The sequence below is a fragment of the Nocardioides sp. Bht2 genome, assembly GCF_047308515.1.
GTDB lineage: Bacteria > Actinomycetota > Actinomycetes > Propionibacteriales > Nocardioidaceae > Nocardioides.
In genome coordinates, this window is sequence record NZ_JBLBWI010000001.1 from 1,031,785 (window position 1) to 1,047,310 (window position 15,526).

General features: G+C 66.6%; 16 protein-coding genes. 7 read left to right on the forward strand and 9 right to left on the reverse strand.

Features of this window, described 5'->3' with window-relative positions:
• The 5 genes from ACLM5J_RS05025 (at position 1) to trxA (ending at position 4,681) form a co-directional block, all read left to right on the forward strand.
• Positions 1-1,791, forward strand: a complete 1,791-nt coding sequence (locus tag ACLM5J_RS05025) for a protein kinase family protein (RefSeq protein ID WP_413654961.1) — start codon at positions 1-3, stop codon at positions 1,789-1,791.
• A complete protein-coding gene (sigM, locus tag ACLM5J_RS05030; protein ID WP_413654962.1) occupies positions 1,788-2,450 on the forward strand; it encodes an RNA polymerase sigma factor SigM in 663 nt (220 codons plus the stop codon). The genes ACLM5J_RS05025 and sigM overlap by 4 nt, the downstream gene beginning before the upstream one ends.
• Before the next feature lie 80 nt (positions 2,451-2,530).
• A complete protein-coding gene (locus tag ACLM5J_RS05035; RefSeq protein ID WP_413654963.1) occupies positions 2,531-3,250 on the forward strand; it encodes a hypothetical protein in 720 nt (239 codons plus the stop codon).
• A 67-nt stretch (positions 3,251-3,317) separates the two neighbouring features.
• Positions 3,318-4,283, forward strand: coding sequence for a thioredoxin-disulfide reductase (gene trxB / locus ACLM5J_RS05040; protein WP_413654964.1), 966 nt, complete (start codon positions 3,318-3,320; stop codon positions 4,281-4,283).
• Between the two features lie 41 nt (positions 4,284-4,324).
• The gene (gene trxA, locus ACLM5J_RS05045; protein WP_413654965.1) at positions 4,325-4,681 is read left to right on the forward strand and encodes a thioredoxin; all 357 of its coding nucleotides are present in this window, start codon (positions 4,325-4,327) and stop codon (positions 4,679-4,681) included.
• On the opposite strand, the gene ACLM5J_RS05050 is transcribed toward trxA, so the two are convergent.
• Positions 4,671-5,393 carry an N-acetyltransferase family protein gene (locus tag ACLM5J_RS05050; RefSeq protein ID WP_413654966.1) on the reverse strand — a complete coding sequence of 241 codons (723 nt, stop codon included), beginning with the start codon at positions 5,391-5,393 and terminating at the stop codon, positions 4,671-4,673. The two genes, trxA and ACLM5J_RS05050, sit on opposite strands and share 11 nt — an antisense overlap.
• A 90-nt stretch (positions 5,394-5,483) precedes the next feature.
• On the opposite strand from ACLM5J_RS05050, the gene ACLM5J_RS05055 reads away from it, so the two are divergent.
• Positions 5,484-6,260 (forward strand): lysophospholipid acyltransferase family protein, encoded by a 777-nt coding sequence (locus tag ACLM5J_RS05055; RefSeq protein WP_413654967.1) that lies wholly within the window; start codon positions 5,484-5,486, stop codon positions 6,258-6,260.
• 1,967 nt (positions 6,261-8,227) lie between these two features.
• On the opposite strand, the gene ACLM5J_RS05060 is transcribed toward ACLM5J_RS05055, so the two are convergent.
• From ACLM5J_RS05060 to rpmH, 8 genes are all read right to left on the reverse strand, one after another.
• Positions 8,228-9,232, reverse strand: a complete 1,005-nt coding sequence (locus tag ACLM5J_RS05060) for a ParB/RepB/Spo0J family partition protein (RefSeq protein WP_413654968.1) — start codon at positions 9,230-9,232, stop codon at positions 8,228-8,230.
• Positions 9,229-10,203, reverse strand: coding sequence for a ParA family protein (locus ACLM5J_RS05065; RefSeq protein ID WP_413654969.1), 975 nt, complete (start codon positions 10,201-10,203; stop codon positions 9,229-9,231). Before ACLM5J_RS05065 ends, ACLM5J_RS05060 begins: the two co-directional genes overlap by 4 nt.
• Before the next feature lie 87 nt (positions 10,204-10,290).
• Complete coding sequence (rsmG, locus tag ACLM5J_RS05070) at positions 10,291-10,968, reverse strand: 16S rRNA (guanine(527)-N(7))-methyltransferase RsmG (RefSeq protein ID WP_413654970.1); 678 nt, start codon at positions 10,966-10,968, stop codon at positions 10,291-10,293.
• A 71-nt stretch (positions 10,969-11,039) separates the two neighbouring features.
• Entirely contained in the window at positions 11,040-11,537 is a 498-nt protein-coding gene (locus ACLM5J_RS05075; RefSeq protein ID WP_413654971.1) for a protein jag, read from the reverse strand.
• 38 nt (positions 11,538-11,575) lie between these two features.
• A complete protein-coding gene (gene yidC, locus ACLM5J_RS05080) occupies positions 11,576-12,550 on the reverse strand; it encodes a membrane protein insertase YidC (RefSeq protein ID WP_413654972.1) in 975 nt (324 codons plus the stop codon).
• Between the two features lie 9 nt (positions 12,551-12,559).
• Complete coding sequence (gene yidD, locus ACLM5J_RS05085) at positions 12,560-12,811, reverse strand: membrane protein insertion efficiency factor YidD (RefSeq protein WP_413654973.1); 252 nt, start codon at positions 12,809-12,811, stop codon at positions 12,560-12,562.
• Positions 12,808-13,146 carry a ribonuclease P protein component gene (gene rnpA, locus ACLM5J_RS05090; protein WP_413654974.1) on the reverse strand — a complete coding sequence of 113 codons (339 nt, stop codon included), beginning with the start codon at positions 13,144-13,146 and terminating at the stop codon, positions 12,808-12,810. The genes yidD and rnpA overlap by 4 nt, the downstream gene beginning before the upstream one ends.
• 26 nt (positions 13,147-13,172) lie before the next feature.
• Positions 13,173-13,310 (reverse strand): 50S ribosomal protein L34, encoded by a 138-nt coding sequence (rpmH, locus tag ACLM5J_RS05095; RefSeq protein ID WP_413654975.1) that lies wholly within the window; start codon positions 13,308-13,310, stop codon positions 13,173-13,175.
• A 488-nt stretch (positions 13,311-13,798) separates the two neighbouring features.
• Here rpmH and dnaA point away from each other — a divergent pair, with 488 nt between their 5' ends.
• Positions 13,799-15,226 carry a chromosomal replication initiator protein DnaA gene (dnaA, locus tag ACLM5J_RS05100; RefSeq protein ID WP_413654976.1) on the forward strand — a complete coding sequence of 476 codons (1,428 nt, stop codon included), beginning with the start codon at positions 13,799-13,801 and terminating at the stop codon, positions 15,224-15,226.
• The last annotated feature ends 300 nt before the right edge of the window (positions 15,227-15,526 follow it).

Consider the following 15,526-nt stretch of genomic DNA (forward strand, 5'->3'; position numbering starts at 1 on the left):
ATGCGACCCGGCGACGTGCTCACCGGTCGCTACCGTCTGATCGACCTGCTCAGTGACGCGCGGGGCGGTCGCTTCTGGCGTGCCTGGGACGGCGTTCTGGCCCGACCGGTCGCCGTCCACCTGATCGATCGCGAAGACCCCCGCGCGGACGCGCTGATCACCGCCGCCCGCCGTTCCGCACAGGTCCTCGACCCACGGCTGCTGCGGGTGCTGGACGCCGGCGTCACCGACACCTGGTGCTACGTCGTGAACGAGTGGGGCGAGGGACAGTCGCTCGACACGATGCTGGCCGAGGAGCCGCTCACCCCGCGCCGCGCCGCCTGGGTGATCGGCGAGGTGGCCGAACTGCTGACGACGGCCCACGGGCTCGGGATCACCCACGGCCGGCTGGTCCCTGACAACGTGATGATCGACGAGCGAGGCTCGGTCAAGGTGGTCGGCTTCGCCGTCGACGCGGCCCTGCACGGGGTCACGCCCGCAGCCCTCGGCGCCGAACTGGTCGACCTGGTGGGCCTCCTCTACGCGGCGCTCACCGGGCGTTGGCCGGGGCCGTCGGGCTCGAAGGTGCCTGCCGCTCCCCGTGACCACGGTCGAGTGCTCCGGCCGCGCCAGGTGCGAGCCGGCGTGCCGCGCGTGCTCGACGCGCTCTGCGACGGCGTCTTCAACCCCGATCACGCCCTGCCCGGCCAACGCGTCCGCTCCGCCTCCGAAGTCGCGATGGCGATGTTCGACTTCATCGGCGACCGCAACGCCGTCGCCGCCGCCGAAGCCGCCCGGACCCGTGGCAACACCACGCCACGGATCCCCCGGATCGAGACGTTCGCGCTGGCCCCCGGACTGCCGAGTGACGAAGACCCTGCCGACGACGCGCTCCCGAGCGCCGACAGCCTCAACGAGTCGACGGGTGAGCTCCCCGGCGAACTCACCCAGGCCGGCGTGCCGGTCTTCGACGACGAGATCCTCGATCCGCAGTGGCGCACCCCCAGCGCGGAGCCTGCGCCGCCGCCGCCACCGTTCGAGGACAACCCGGAGCGCCCCCTCTTCGCACCCGACTCCCCCGAGGGCGGGCCCGCGCTCTACCCACGCCACGACGTCCCGGATCTCTCCGACTCATCCACGTTCTGGCCCTGGGGTACCGAGGTCGGCAAGGTCCCGATCATGGACGACGAGCCCGAGGAGGAGGAGCCGGTTCCCGGGCGACGATGGATGCGCGGGGCATGGATCCTCGCCGCCTCCCTGCTCGTGCTGCTCGCGATGATCTACGGCTTCAACCGCGGCCGTAGCGACGGCGGCGACGACGACCCCACCCCGGCCGAGCCGATCAGCGAATCACAGGCGACCGGTGCCGCGGTCGCCCCCAAGGCGACCTTCGACTTCGACCCGCAGGGCGACTCGCGCGAGGAGAACCCCGACCAGGTCGCCCTCGCCTTCGACAGCGACTCGGCCACCGCCTGGCAGACGATGAGCTATCGGCAGAACTTCGGCCCCGGCGGGATCAAGGACGGCGTCGGCCTGCTGATCGACCTCGGCAAGGCGCGCCACCTCTCCCAGGTGTCGGTCGAGGTCACCGGCGGCAAGACCGACCTCGAACTCCTCGGCTTCACCGGGACCACGCGCCCCGAAGACCTCGCCAACAGCACTGTCCTGGCCAGCGCCTCCGGCGTCGATGGCCTGACCCGGCTCAATCCCCAGCAGCCTGCCACCACCCGCTGGGTCGCCGTCTGGCTGACCAGCCTGCCGGACGCCGATGGCTTCCGCGGTCAGATCGCCGAGGTCCAGATCCGGTCATGACCAGCGACGACCGGGACGACCGGACCCTCCTCGCGGCCCACCTCGACGGCGACGCCGAGGCGTTCGGGGAGCTGTTCGCGCGGCACCGGGACCGGCTCTGGGCCGTTGCGTTGCGCACGATGGGCAACCGCGAGGACGCGGCCGACGCGTTGCAGGAGGCGATGATCGCGGCCTTCCGACGGGCCGGCTCCTACCGGGGCGACGCCCAGGTGACCACGTGGCTGCACCGCGTCGTCGTCAACGCCTGCCTGGACCGACTGCGCGCATTGAAGGTGCGCCACGCCGAAGCGTTGCCCGACGACGTGGACGAGTACGGCGGCCGCGGTTCGCTGCTGACCATCAGCGAGGCGGAGGAACCCGACGCCGCCGCGTTGACCGCGGAACGGCGCGACCAGGTGCTGGCCGCCCTGGCCACCCTGCCGGACGATCAACGCGCCGCACTGGTGCTGGTCGACATGGAGGGTTACCCGGTCGCCGACGTCGCCCGGATGCTCGACTGCGCGATCGGTACGGTGAAATCGCGGTGCGCCCGGGGTCGGCGGCGGTTGGCCAAACTGCTGGTCGACCTCGATGTCGCCCAGGTCACGGCGCCCTCGGGGAACCGTCCGAGCGGCACATCCGTCCCACCCAGTGATGCCCCGCGTGGCCCACCGACCTGAGCCTCGCACGCCACATCGCTGATCCACGGCGAAGCACGACCTGCTCCACCGCACGACCGAACCTTGGGAGGTGACCCGTCGTGACCGAAGAACCAGAAGTGACCCGACTGCTCCGGGCCGCCCGCGCCCGTGAGCAGATGCCCGACGACGTCGCGGCCCGCCTCGACTCGACGTTGGCGGAGCTCGTCGCTGCCCGCGAGACTGAAACGGAAGCAGGGGCCACCGTCACGCCGCTGCGCCCACGCCGCTACCGCACCGCGCTCATCGCGGCCGCGGCCGCCGTCATCGCCATCGGCGCCGGAGGTGCCTTCCTCTCCCAGCTCGACTCCAGCGAGGAGGATGCCGCACAGGGCTCCACGACAGCTGAGTCGGCCGCGGTCTCCGACACGCCCGACTCAGCCGCTGCGAAGGGGCCGACGAATCGCGACCAGCGATCGGCACCCGAATCGGAGCTCGATACCCGTACGAAGGGCTACCTCACCTCAGACGCCGGCGACCTGCTCGGCTCCACTCTCAGTATGTTCGAACCACCGCTGACGAAGCGCGAGCAACGCACCATCGAGGACGCCGTCGCCAAGTCGCTGAACCCGACGGCAGACAGTTCCAACGAGAATCGGGCGTTGGACCACCTTCTCGGATTGTCGAGCTGCGCGGACGCCGCGAAGCCCCTGAAGTCCGATGGAGTCGTCTACTACACGTTGCGTCAGGTCTCCGACACCCCGCGCGTGGTGGAGGTCCTGACCTGCCAGGACGGCAACGAGCGCGCTCTCACATCGGTCACCCTGCCGCCGCGGGAATGACGGGTGCATAGGATCGGTTCCGTCTACGTACCGACGATCCAGATCCGGCCAGGAGGCCTCGCGCACCATGAGCACCGACATCCGCAACGTCATCATCATCGGCTCGGGACCGTCGGGCTACACCGCAGCGGTCTACGCGGCCCGCGCCGCGCTGCAGCCGCTGGTCTTCGAGGGTGCGGTCACCGCCGGTGGCGCCTTGATGAACACCACCGAGGTCGAGAACTACCCCGGCTTCCGTGACGGCATCATGGGCCCGGCGCTGATGGACGAGATGCGGGCACAGGCTGAGCGCTTCGGCGCCGAGCTGATCCCCGACGACGTGATCGAGGTCGACCTCACCGGCGACATCAAGATCGTCAAGACGGCGACCGACACCTACCAGGCCCGCAGCGTGATCCTCTCCACCGGATCGGCGCACCGGAAGCTGAACCTCCCCAACGAGGACGCACTCTCCGGCCGCGGCGTCTCCTGGTGCGCGACCTGCGACGGCTTCTTCTTCCGCAACCAGACGATCGCGGTCGTCGGCGGCGGCGACTCGGCGGTCGAGGAGGCAACCTTCCTGACCCGGTTCGCGGAGAAGGTCTACCTGATCCACCGTCGCGACGAGCTGCGCGCCTCCAAGGTGATGCAGGAGCGCGCGTTCGCCGACCCGAAGCTGGAGATCATCTGGGACTCCGAGGTCGCCGCGATCAACGGCACCGAGAGCCTGGAGAGCCTGACCCTGCGCAACACCGTCAACGGCGAGACCTCCGAGCTGCCGGCCACCGGCCTCTTCATCGCGATCGGCCTCGACCCGCGCAGCGAGCTCTTCGCGGGCCAGGTGGAGATCGACGACGAGGGTTACGTGAAGGTCGACTCCCCCACCACGCGCACCAACCTCGCCGGCGTCTTCGCCTCCGGTGACCTGGTCGACAGCTCGTACCAGCAGGCGATCACCGCGGCTGGCACCGGCTGCACCGCCGCCCTCGACGCCGAGCGCTACATCGCCGACCTTGACCACGCAGCCGCAACCGCGGTCGCTGTAAGCGTCTGATCCCCGGCGGGAATCCCTGCATCCCCGCCGTTGTTCCAACCATGTCAACCGACCATCAGAAAGGCATCACCGTGGGCAACATCCCAGCTGTGACCGACGCTGACTTCGACGCCGAGGTCCTCAAGTCCGACAAGCCCGTTCTGGTCGACTTCTGGGCAGAGTGGTGCGGCCCGTGCCGCCAGGTCGCCCCGATCCTCGACGAGATCGCTGCGGCGCACGGCGACAAGATGGGCTTCTTCAAGCTCAATGTCGACGAGAACCCGGTGACTCCGTCGAACTACCGCGTGAGCGGTATCCCGACGCTGAACGTGTACCAGGGCGGCGAGGTCGTCAAGACCATCGTCGGCGCCAAGCCCAAGGGCGTTCTGCTCAAGGAGCTTGCCGACTTCATCGGCTGAGTTCAACCGTTCTGGTCTCCGCGGCCTCGCTTCGGCGGGGCCGCGGCGCCATTTGCGGAGGGCGCACCGCCACCACGAGTCGGCGCCAGCGCGCTGCCAGTCCACGCGACCACGGCAACGTACGGCGCAGGTTCATCCGTAACCGCGGATAGGTGGGGTGCGCTCGTTGCATTTCAAAGCCCACCGCCTCGGCGAACGCGACCGGGAGTCGGCAGTCGCGGTGCACCGCGTCCTGGGCCAAGCGCACATCGTGAACAGGATCGGTCGACGCTCTATCCGGCGGCGCCGCGTGCGCTGCGGCGATCACCTCGATCGCACCTGCGGCCCGGCGTTCGATCAGATCCTTCGCGGTCGCTTGGATGAGTTGCTTCGCGACCCCGCCGCCACGCCAACGTGGATCCACCCAGGTGCCGAGCAGGAGGACGGTCTCCCCTGCGGTCGGGCCACTCAATGGCGCGGTGCCGCCGGGGACCCTGCTACTGGGCGCATAGAAGGCGAAGCCGATGAGTTCGTCGTCGACGATCGCGACCTGGCCGCAGGTTCCCCACTCCTGAAGCGTCGCCGTCAGCCAGGCGAGCTTGACGTCCCGGTTGTCCAGTTGGCCGGGTTCGGCGCGGTCGTGCGGATCGGACTCCCAGAACGCGCAGGATTGAGCGACGGGCGGGAGCTGCCCGAAGAACTCCAGCTGAAAGGCCCTGATTCGTTGCGGCATGCACGTCTCCGAGTACCGAGCGTATGGGCCTAGTCTAGATCTCCCTGGCGCCGCCAACCGGTCGCTCTCCGTCGTCCCGCAAGGAGTCTCATGCCCGACATCAGCTACCCCGTCGTCGTCGCTGCCGCGAAGACCTGGTTCAAGTTGGGTGCCGTCGACGTACGCATGGAGGGTGTGGACCTGCTGCCGGAGACCGGTGGCGCGATGCTGGCGGTGAACCACACCTCTTATGTCGACTACCTGATGGCTGGATACCCCTCGGTGGCTCGCGGTCGTTACACCCGGTTCATGGCGAAGCGCGAGGTCTTCGACCACCCGGTAGGAGGTCCGGTGATGCGGTCCTTCAAGCACATCAGCGTCGACCGGTCCGCTGGCCTCGAGTCGATGGATGTTGCTGCCGAGGCCTTGCGGCGCGGCGAACTGGTCGGCATCTTTCCGGAGGCCACCATCTCCCGGAGCTTCCTGATCAAGGAGCTCAAGACCGGCGCGGTCCGGATCGCCGCCAAGGCCGGGGTGCCACTCTTCCCGGTGGTCACCTGGGGTTGCCAGCGGATGTTCACCAAGGACCACCCCAAGGACTTCAAGCGCGGCAAGACCGTTCTGGTGAAGGTCGGCGAGCCGATGTACCCGACCGGCGAGGACCCGGTCGCCGAGACCGCTGAGCTACAGCGTCGGATGGAAGCACTGCTCGACGCCTGCATCCGCGAGTACCCCGCCGAGGAACAGCCGCCCGGTTCCTGGTGGCTCCCCGCCAGCTACGGTGGCTCCGCTCCGACCCTCGAAGAAGCCGAGAAGATCGACGCCGACGAGAAGCGCCAGCGCGCCGCCCGCAAGCGCGAGAAGGCGATGAAGAAGCGGAAGAAGTAGCGCGACGTTTCACGGGAAACGTTTACAAAGCGATCAGTCGCTATGTCGGTTTGTCGACATAGCGACTGATCGCTTTTAGGTGGGTTTTACGCCTGAAACGGGGCCCTGCGGCGCGCGGTGGCCTGCTCTCACTAGGCGACTTCTGGCGATCTGACCCGCGTTGCGGATTACCGGAACGCGCCAACTCGGGACAGCAGCCGCTTCCGGCGTAGCCTCTGCTCGCTACGTCGGCGGCACGTTCGGGGCCGCATTCAGAGGCTCCCCCGATCCAACTCCGGCACGCGGTGGAGGCGCCTCCTGCCGGGCCCACAGTTCGCCGGCAAGCGCGTCCCTCGGGCAGCGCTCCAGCTCCGATAGGGACGCTCGTCCTGGGCATCTGTGCGTCCTTCACCCGTCGCTCTGCCGAAACCCTCGTTGCGCCATCTGAAGGTCAGGCGTCATTCAGCTGATCTGGTCGGCCGGTCGGAACGGGCACCCTCTGGTTCGCACGACCGCCCTTGTCGGTGAACCCGACCAATCCCTCCACCGGCTCGACGGAGGCAACGACTGCTGGACCTGCGCTTCTGGCCCACCGCCCTCTGCTCCACCACCCCGCCCCTCCGCCGCATGTTCCGGTGGTGCGTAGAACTCCGGGTTCTTTCGACCCGCGAAGAACCTTGGCGGTAGCTCGCCGGCTTTCGCCTGCGACATCGCCGCCTCCCTCTATGCCTCCCACGCGATCAGCGGTTCCGGTGGCGGTCTCTCAGCCAGGAAGGGTTGCACCTTGCAGAGGACTACGAGTTCACTGCGCGGTTTCCAGAACCCGTTCCGGGCCCTGGCATCGTCGTCTCCCACTGCACCCTCGTCACCCGGCCGACTACCCAGGCCACGTTTCCAGACCACTCGCCCTCCCGGCTCTCGCGGCCACCCATCCGCAGATCGGCTCGACGACACACGCGTCCGCAGCTGGAAACCTCTGCTGTGCAATGTGGCCGGAGCGACCTCCGCGGACCACCGACCGGTGCCCGTGATGGACTTGGCGAGCTACGCAGAGGTCCAGGGTTGGCGATCGACCTTCGACCAGGTGCTCCCGAAAGCCGCCGCCGAACTCGAACTGCGCGGATTCCCGCCGGGTCCGGAGGGCATCCGGCGCGGTTTGGCCGCCTTCTCAGGCCCGCCCATTTTCCTTCTTCTCGAACCAGGAGGAGCCTCTCAGAACGATCCCGTAGGCAGCATAGAACTACATCGATGGGATTCTTCGGGGATCTTGACGCCTATGTGCGTTCTAGTCCCCTCTTTGTACCTCCAGGTGACCTTCCCTATGGGCCGACGCCTCTGATCGAGTTCTGTGAGAGCGATTCTGAGCGAAGTGGATGGCAGGACCCGACCTGGGCCAGGGGTCCACTACGCCATATCTGGGTCCGATTTGCGCCATTCATGCCAGGCACTCGGTTTGCAGGTCGCTATATCGATATATCGACCTCAAAGACGGGCGTTCGGCACCTCCGAATGAGACCAAGAGTGCCCGTCACCGAACCGCTAGGACCTAGCGAAGGCCCGTCTCACTGCATCCGGTGCCCTGGTTCGAACCACCAAGGACTCTTACTCCGATGGCCTCGCCGAGCAGGAGACGGGGCTTCGCGGAACTTCGAGGACGGCTCTCTGCGACCACTTGGGCCGCCGGTCAGCGCCTACCCGAAAGGCCCCGGCCTACGTTTCACGTGGAACCCGGGGCCGGCCCGCTGTACTCCGCGGACAGCCAGACGTCACCGGCAGGACCTCCACGGGGCGCTCGGCCCTCCCCCACGCGACCTCTGCGAACCCACCGCGCCCACCCGGCCCGCCCCTTCCCCACCCCGCGAGGCAGGTCCCTACGCACCGCCTCCTGGGCCGCGACGCAGTCGCCACCCAGAACGCAGAAGTGGCGCGGACCCAGGGTCCGCGCCACTTTCCCGACCGGTACGACCAGCCGCAGATTCCTCGTTCGATCAGATCGGACGGTCCGAGCGGTTACGTGGATCCATCACGTCGACAATCCGGCGAAGGTCGTCCATCGAGGCGAACTCGACGGTGATCTTGCCCTTGGACTTGCCCAGGTCCACCTTCACCCGAGTCTCGAAACGGTCGCTCAGGCGGTCCGAAAGCTCGGTCAGACCGGGGGCGGAGAGCTTCCGGCGAGGGGCCCGCTCCTCCTTCTTGCCGTGGTCCCCGACCGCCATGATCTCCTCGAGACCACGGACGCTGATCCCCTCGGCGACGACCTTCTGAGCCAGACGATCCTGCATCTCAGGGTCCTCAACGCCGAGCAGGGCACGCGCATGTCCGGCTGAGAGGACGCCCGCGGCCACCCGCCGCTGGACAGCAGGCGAGAGGCGGAGCAGACGCAGGGTGTTGCTGATCTGGGGCCGCGAGCGGCCGATCCGCTGCGCGAGTTCGTCGTGGGTGCAGCCGAAGTCTTCGAGCAGCTGGCCGTAGGCCGCAGCCTCTTCCAGAGGGTTCAGCTGCGAGCGGTGCAGGTTCTCCAGCAGCGCGTCGCGGAGCATGTCATCGTCGTCGGTCTGGCGCACGATCGCCGGGATGACCGTCAGCCCGGCCTCCTGCGAGGCCCGCCAACGCCGCTCGCCCATGATCAGCTCGTAGCTGTCGGCGCCCGCACGTCGCACCACGATCGGCTGCAGCAGGCCTACTTCACGCACCGAGTGGACGAGCTCGGCCATCGCCTCCTCCTCGAAGACCTGGCGGGGTTGCCGGGTGTTCGGGTGGATGGAGGCGATCGGAAGCTCAGCGAAATAGGCCGTGGCCTCGTCGACGCCCTGTGTGCTGGGCGCGGCGGAGGGAACGCCCTCAGCAGAGCCGTTCTGCGGGCGTCCCAGGCTGCCCAGGCCCTCACGGCCATCTACGCCACCAGCGGGCGCGGAGAGCGGCTCTGTGGCAGTGGGAATGAGGGCGCCAAGCCCTCGCCCGAGGCCCCGCCGCGGTGCGGACTTGGTCATGCCGGTGCTCCCTTCGTGCTGATCTCACGAGCAGCTTCAAGGTAGCTCAAGGCGCCGGGAGATCCCGGGTCATACGTCATCACAGTCTGACCGTAGGACGGTGCCTCAGAGACCCGGACCGAACGCGGGATCGACGTCTTCAGGACCGTGTCACCGAAGTGCTCCCGAACCTCGTCCGCGACACCGGCCGAGAGCCGGGTGCGTGCGTCGAACATGGTGATCAGGATGGTCGAGACGTTCAGATCCTGGTTGAGGTGCTGACGGACCATCTCGACGGTCTCCAGGAGCTGACCCAGCCCCTCCAGGGCGTAGTACTCAGCCTGGATGGGGATGAGCATCTCCTCGCCGGCGACCAGGGCGTTCAGGGTCAACAGCCCGAGCGACGGCGGGCAGTCGATCAGGACGTAGTCGAGTCGGTCCTCCCCCACCTCAGCCGCTGAGCCGACGAGCGGGTGGGCGTAGATCGCCTTCCGCAGGCGGCTCTCACGTGCAACCACCGAGACGAGCTCGATCTCCGCACCCGCCAAGTCGATGGTAGCCGGGACAACCTGCAGCCCTTCGTGCTCCGGGCTGGGGTGGACGACGTCAGCCAGCGGAGCGCCTTCCACCAGAAGGTCGTAGGTGGAGGGCGTCCCTCGGCGGTGATCTACAGAGAGCGCAGTGGACGCGTTGCCCTGCGGGTCCAGGTCGATGACAAGGACGCGCTGACCGAGCTGAGCCAGGCCCGCGGCCACGTTGACCGTCGTCGTGGTCTTGCCGACCCCGCCCTTCTGGTTGGCCACCACCATCACCCGGGTCGCGTCGGGACGCTGGCTGGCGATCCGCGTGGTCGATCGCGCAAGAACCGTGTGTTCTGCTGCCTTCGCAAGCGGCGTCGCTTCGTCGGCATACATCTCGTGGTTCTTCGCGAGATCACCCGCGGTACGCACGGTGAAGGTCGGGGTTTCCGGCTCTGTTTCACGTGAAACCATGAGCGCCTCTTCCTGTGGATGATCGGGGCGTTTCTGTGGACAGGCACGCTCAGCGCCCATCAAAAACCGGTGGATAACTCCGCTTAGCTAGCGGCGCTTCCGCTGATTCTTCTTCCCCGAAGGTGAACCTGTGCGACGACCCGCACCCGGCAAACTTACTCGGCTCGGATCTGCCCAGGAAACCCGGACCACTGTCGTCTGTGGATCAACGACACCGGCGCCCACGGACTGGATGGTCGGCGGCGCACAACGGAGCTTCTTGAGTACCCCAGCATGCGTCTCGATCTCCTCAGCTGCCGAGGAGCCCTTCATAGCGACCAGTTGACCAGTGGGCGCCACCAAGGGCATCGACCAACGCAGCAGTCGATCGAGTGGCGCCACCGCGCGGGAGGTCACCACGTCGAACTGCTGCAGTCCTGCCAGGTCTTCAGCGCGACCACGGTGAACCGTCACATTCGAGAGACCCAGATCGTCGGCGACCTCCGTGAGGAAGTCGGTCCTCCGGAGCAGCGGCTCCACCAAGGTGATCTCTGCGTCCGGCCGCATGATCGCCAGGACCAGGCCTGGAAGTCCCGCTCCTGAGCCGATGTCGCAGAGCGTGAACGGCGTCGAGGGAAGTGCCTCATTGACGACGGCACAGTTCAGGACGTGGCGCTCCCACAGTCGCGGAACCTCGCGCGGCCCGATCAGGCCGCGGACGACGCCGGCGTCAGCCAGCCACGCGGTGTAGCGCTCAGCAAGGGAAAGTCGCTCAGACGGGAACACCCCCCGGGCCTCCGCCGGAATCTCCGGCGGCCCAGGGGGTGTTTCACGTGAAACATCCACCATCGTCAAACTCAGTCGGGAAGGACGACCACGAAGCGGCGGGGCTCAGCGCCCTCGGACTCCGAACGGCACCCACCGGCAGCGACGGCGTCGTGGACGACCTTCCGCTCGAACGGCGACATCGGGTCGAGTGAGACCGGAGCACCGGTCTCCTTCACCCGGGCCACCGTCTGCGCGGCGAGCTCGGTGAGCCGCTCACGCTGGGCGGCGCGGAAGCCACCGACGTCGAGCATCAGCCGCGAGCGCTCGCCGGTCTCCCGGTAGACAGCGAGGCGGGTCAGTTCCTGAAGAGCCTCCAGCACCTCCCCGTCGCGGCCGACCAACTGCTTGAGGTCAGCACCCACGATCGAGACGGCAGCACGATCGCCCTCGACGTCCATGTCGATGTCGCCGTCGAGGTCTGCGATGTCGAGCAGTTCCTCCAGGTAGTCCGCGGCGATCTCGCCCTCGTTCTCGAGGCGGGCGGTCTTCGAGGGCCGGGGCGCCTCGGTGGTCACGTCTTCAGTCACTTCTCACAACTCCTTAGTACTGGAGGGGAACGAGCAGGTCAGGAACTCTTCGGGCCGCGACTCTGCGGGCCCTTCTTCCGCTGACTCTTGGTCTGGCGCTTGGGCTGGACGCGGGGTGCGGGGCGGTCCTCGACCGCCTCCGGCTCAACCTCGATGACGTCGCTCGAGACAGGCTGGCCCTTACGTGCGGCCTTCGCCTTCTCGCGGGCGTTCTTCGCGTCGGCAGCCGGCGTGCCGGGAGCAGGGTTACGACGGATCACATAGAACTGCTGGCCCATGGTCCAGAGGTTCGACACTGTCCAGTAGAAGAGGACGCCGATCGGGAACGCGACACCACCGACGGCGAAGACCACCGGCAGCACGTAGAGGAGCATCTTCTGCTGCTGGGCGTACGGGCCGCTCATCGCGGACTCCGGCATGTTCTTGGTCATCAGCTGACGCTGCGTGGTGAAGGTGGTCACCAGCATGGCGAGGACCAGGATCAACGCCATGATCTGGACGCCCAGGTCGCCGTCAGCGCCGATGAAGGTCTTCGAGATCTGCACACCGAAGAGCTCGGAGTGGGCGAACTCGGTGGCCCGCTCATCGCTCAGGATGCCGCGGCCTTCCTCGTGCTTCGCGGCCTGGTCGAGCAAGCGGAACAGGGCGAGGAAGATCGGCATCTGCAGTAACAACGGCAGGCAGGAGGCGAACGGGTTGGTTCCCGCCTCCTTGTAGAGCGCCATCGTCTCCTGAGCGAGGCGTTCACGGTCGTGGCCGTACTTCTTCTGCAGCTCCCGCACCTTCGGCTGGAGCAGCTGCATATTGCGCGACGACTTGATCTGCTTCACGAAGAGCGGGATCAGCGCGGCGCGGATGACCAGGGTCAGTCCGACGATGGATAGCACCCAGGCGGCACCGGAGTCTGCATCGAGAAACAGGCTCCAGAAGTTATGCCAGCCGACCAGCACCACGGAGATGGCGTAATAGAGCGGCTGCATGATGAAGCTGCCGATAGAGGTGAAGAAGGACACAGAGGCTCCTCAGGAGGGGGCAGGACTGTTGCGGGCTGGGGGAACCGGGTCCACTCCACCGTCGGCCCACGGGTGGCAGCGACCAAGCCGGCGTAGAGCCAGCCAGCCGCCGCGCAGGCTTCCGTGGACCGTCACTGCTTCCAGCGCATAGGCGGAGCAGCTCGGGTGGTAACGACAGACCTGGCCATACAACGGGCTGATCAACAGCCGATAGAGCTTCAAGAAGCCGATCATGAGCAGGCGCAGGGGGTCGTACTTCATGCCACCAACCGCCGTAAGCAGTGCTCCAGATCCGCACCGAGCGACGCGAAGTCAGCCTCGGCCGACGCGGGAAGCGCACGGATCACGAGAACGCCAGAAACCGGAAGCACCGCTAGGTGCTCCCGGATCAGGTTTCGGAGTCGGCGACGCACGCGATTGCGAACGACCGCATTACCCACCGCCTTGCTCACCACGAAACCGACACGAGCCGGTCCCCGCCCCGGTTCACCCACCCAGAGGTGGAGAACCAGCGTTGCGGAACCGGCTCGACGGCCCTGACGGCTTGCTCGACGGAAATCGTCACCTGTCGTGAGACGGGACTCCTTCGGCAGCAAGGCCGTTCAGGTTTTCGCGGGAGAGCTCAGACGGCGAGCTGGTTGCGGCCCTTGCGGCGACGAGCCGACAGGATGGCGCGGCCGGCGCGCGTACGCATGCGCAGGCGGAAGCCGTGCACCTTGTGACGGCGACGGTTGTTCGGCTGGTAAGTACGCTTGCTCACGGCATTAGCTCTTTCGATATTCGAGTGCAGGGCTTGTCCACGTCCGATGCCCGAACAGACGGCAACCTTCGGCTGGCACCGCCCGCCCAGGATGCCCTTTTTGTGGGGCTTCGTGGACATGCGGCACCGGTCGAGACCGGACGCGACCTTGTAACGGTACGTGCTGGCCAATCGGAGGGTCAAACTCGGCACGCCGAAACCTGTGGATGACGGGTTGAACCGAACCCACAAACACGGCTAAGTTCAAGCTCTCCACAGGCAGTTGAGCGCACTATCCACAGCTCGACATAGCCCCGGAGTGAGGCGCGTCACATTGGTCGTAAAACAGGCTCTGACCTGCCGAAACGTCATCCAGAGCCGAGATTCGCAGGGGTAGGGCGGTCGCAGATTTGGGCGATTGCACTGGCCATGCACAACCTGTGGACAAAGTTGTGGAGAAAATTCTTGCCGAGCATCCGCCCGGCAGACCAGCAAGGGAGAATCACACGGTGTCCAGCGGCGACGAGTTGCCCAACCTCGATCAGGTCTGGCGAGGCTTGGTAGACGATCTTCAGCCCAACCACCGCGGCTGGCTCCGCACCAGTGAGCCGGTCACCCTCCACGAGAACACCGCGATCATCGCGGTCCCCAACGAGTTCACCCGCAACCAACTCGAGGGCCGACTCCGTACCCGCCTCGAGGACTCCCTGACTGCGGCCTACGGCCAGCAGATCCGGATCGCCGTGACGGTGAACCCTCAGCTCGAGCAGGCTCTCGACATCGAGCCCGAGCCGATCGCACCCGAACCTGAGCCAGAGCCGGAGCCGGCTTCCAGCCTGAGCGCTTACCCCGAAAGTGGCTTTGTCGATAAAACGACAAGTGGTCAAACGAACGTCCTCGAGACGCGACTGAACCCGAAGTACACCTTCGAGACCTTCGTCATCGGGTCGTCGAACCGCTTTCCGCACGCGGCGGCGGTCGCCGTGGCCGAGTCCCCGGGCAAGGCGTACAACCCGCTCCTCATCTACGGAGACTCCGGACTGGGCAAGACCCACCTACTGCACTCGGTCGGCCACTACGTCCGGGCGCTCTTCCGGGGGATCAAGGTCCGCTACGTCTCCAGCGAAGAGTTCACCAACGAATTCATCAACGCGATCCGCGACAAGCGACCCGAGACGTTCCAGCGTCGCTACCGCGACGTGGACGTCCTCCTGATCGACGACATCCAGTTCCTCGAAGGGAAGACGCAGACGCAGGAGGAGTTCTTCCACACCTTCAATGCGCTGCACAACGCGAACAAGCAGATCGTGCTCACCAGCGATCGGCCGCCCAAGCGCCTTGAAGCTCTTGAGGACCGTCTCCGCAGCCGGTTCGAGTGGGGCCTGATCACCGACGTCCAGGCGCCCGACCTGGAGACCCGCGTCGCGATCCTCCGTAAGAAGGCGGCGATGGAGCGGATGAGCGCGCCGGCCGACGTGCTGGAGTTCATCGCCTCGAAGGTGCAGACGAACATCCGTGAGCTTGAGGGCGCGTTGATCCGGGTCACCGCCTTCGCCAGCCTCAACCGTCAAGAGGTCGACACCACCCTCGCTGAGATCGTGCTCAAGGACCTGATTCCGGAAGGTGCCGAGCCGGAGATCACCGCGGCCGCGATCATCGCGCAGACGGCCTCTTACTTCGGCGTCACCATCGAGGACCTCACCGGACCCTCGCGTGGACGCCACCTGGTCCAGGGTCGCCAGATCGCCATGTACCTGTGCCGCGAGCTGACCAATCTGTCGCTGCCCAAGATCGGCGCCCAGTTCGGCAACCGTGACCACACCACGGTCATGTACGCCGAGCGGAAGATCAACCAGCTCATCGCCGAGCGTCGATCGGTCTTCAACCAGGTCTCGGAGCTCACGAACCGGATCAAGATGCAGGCACGTCAGAGCTGAACAACCTGTGGAGAACTCCGCCGAACCCTACGAATCACAAATGAGTAGTTCTGTGGGCAAGCAGAGAACTTGTCATTCGGACCGGCGGAGTTCCACACCCCCTCGCAGCGCATCCACTGCTCTTCCCACAGCCCCTGTGCACGGAAATTTCGCCGCTGACCTGCGGAAAGGCGAGTTCTCCACAATTTCCACCGACCCTATGACAACTGTGAGAGCAATTCATGCCTCCCAAAACCCGCCAACCCCCAACTGCCCGCCCAGCTGTGGATGACCAACGAATGACAAGAACCCAGAAGCGGG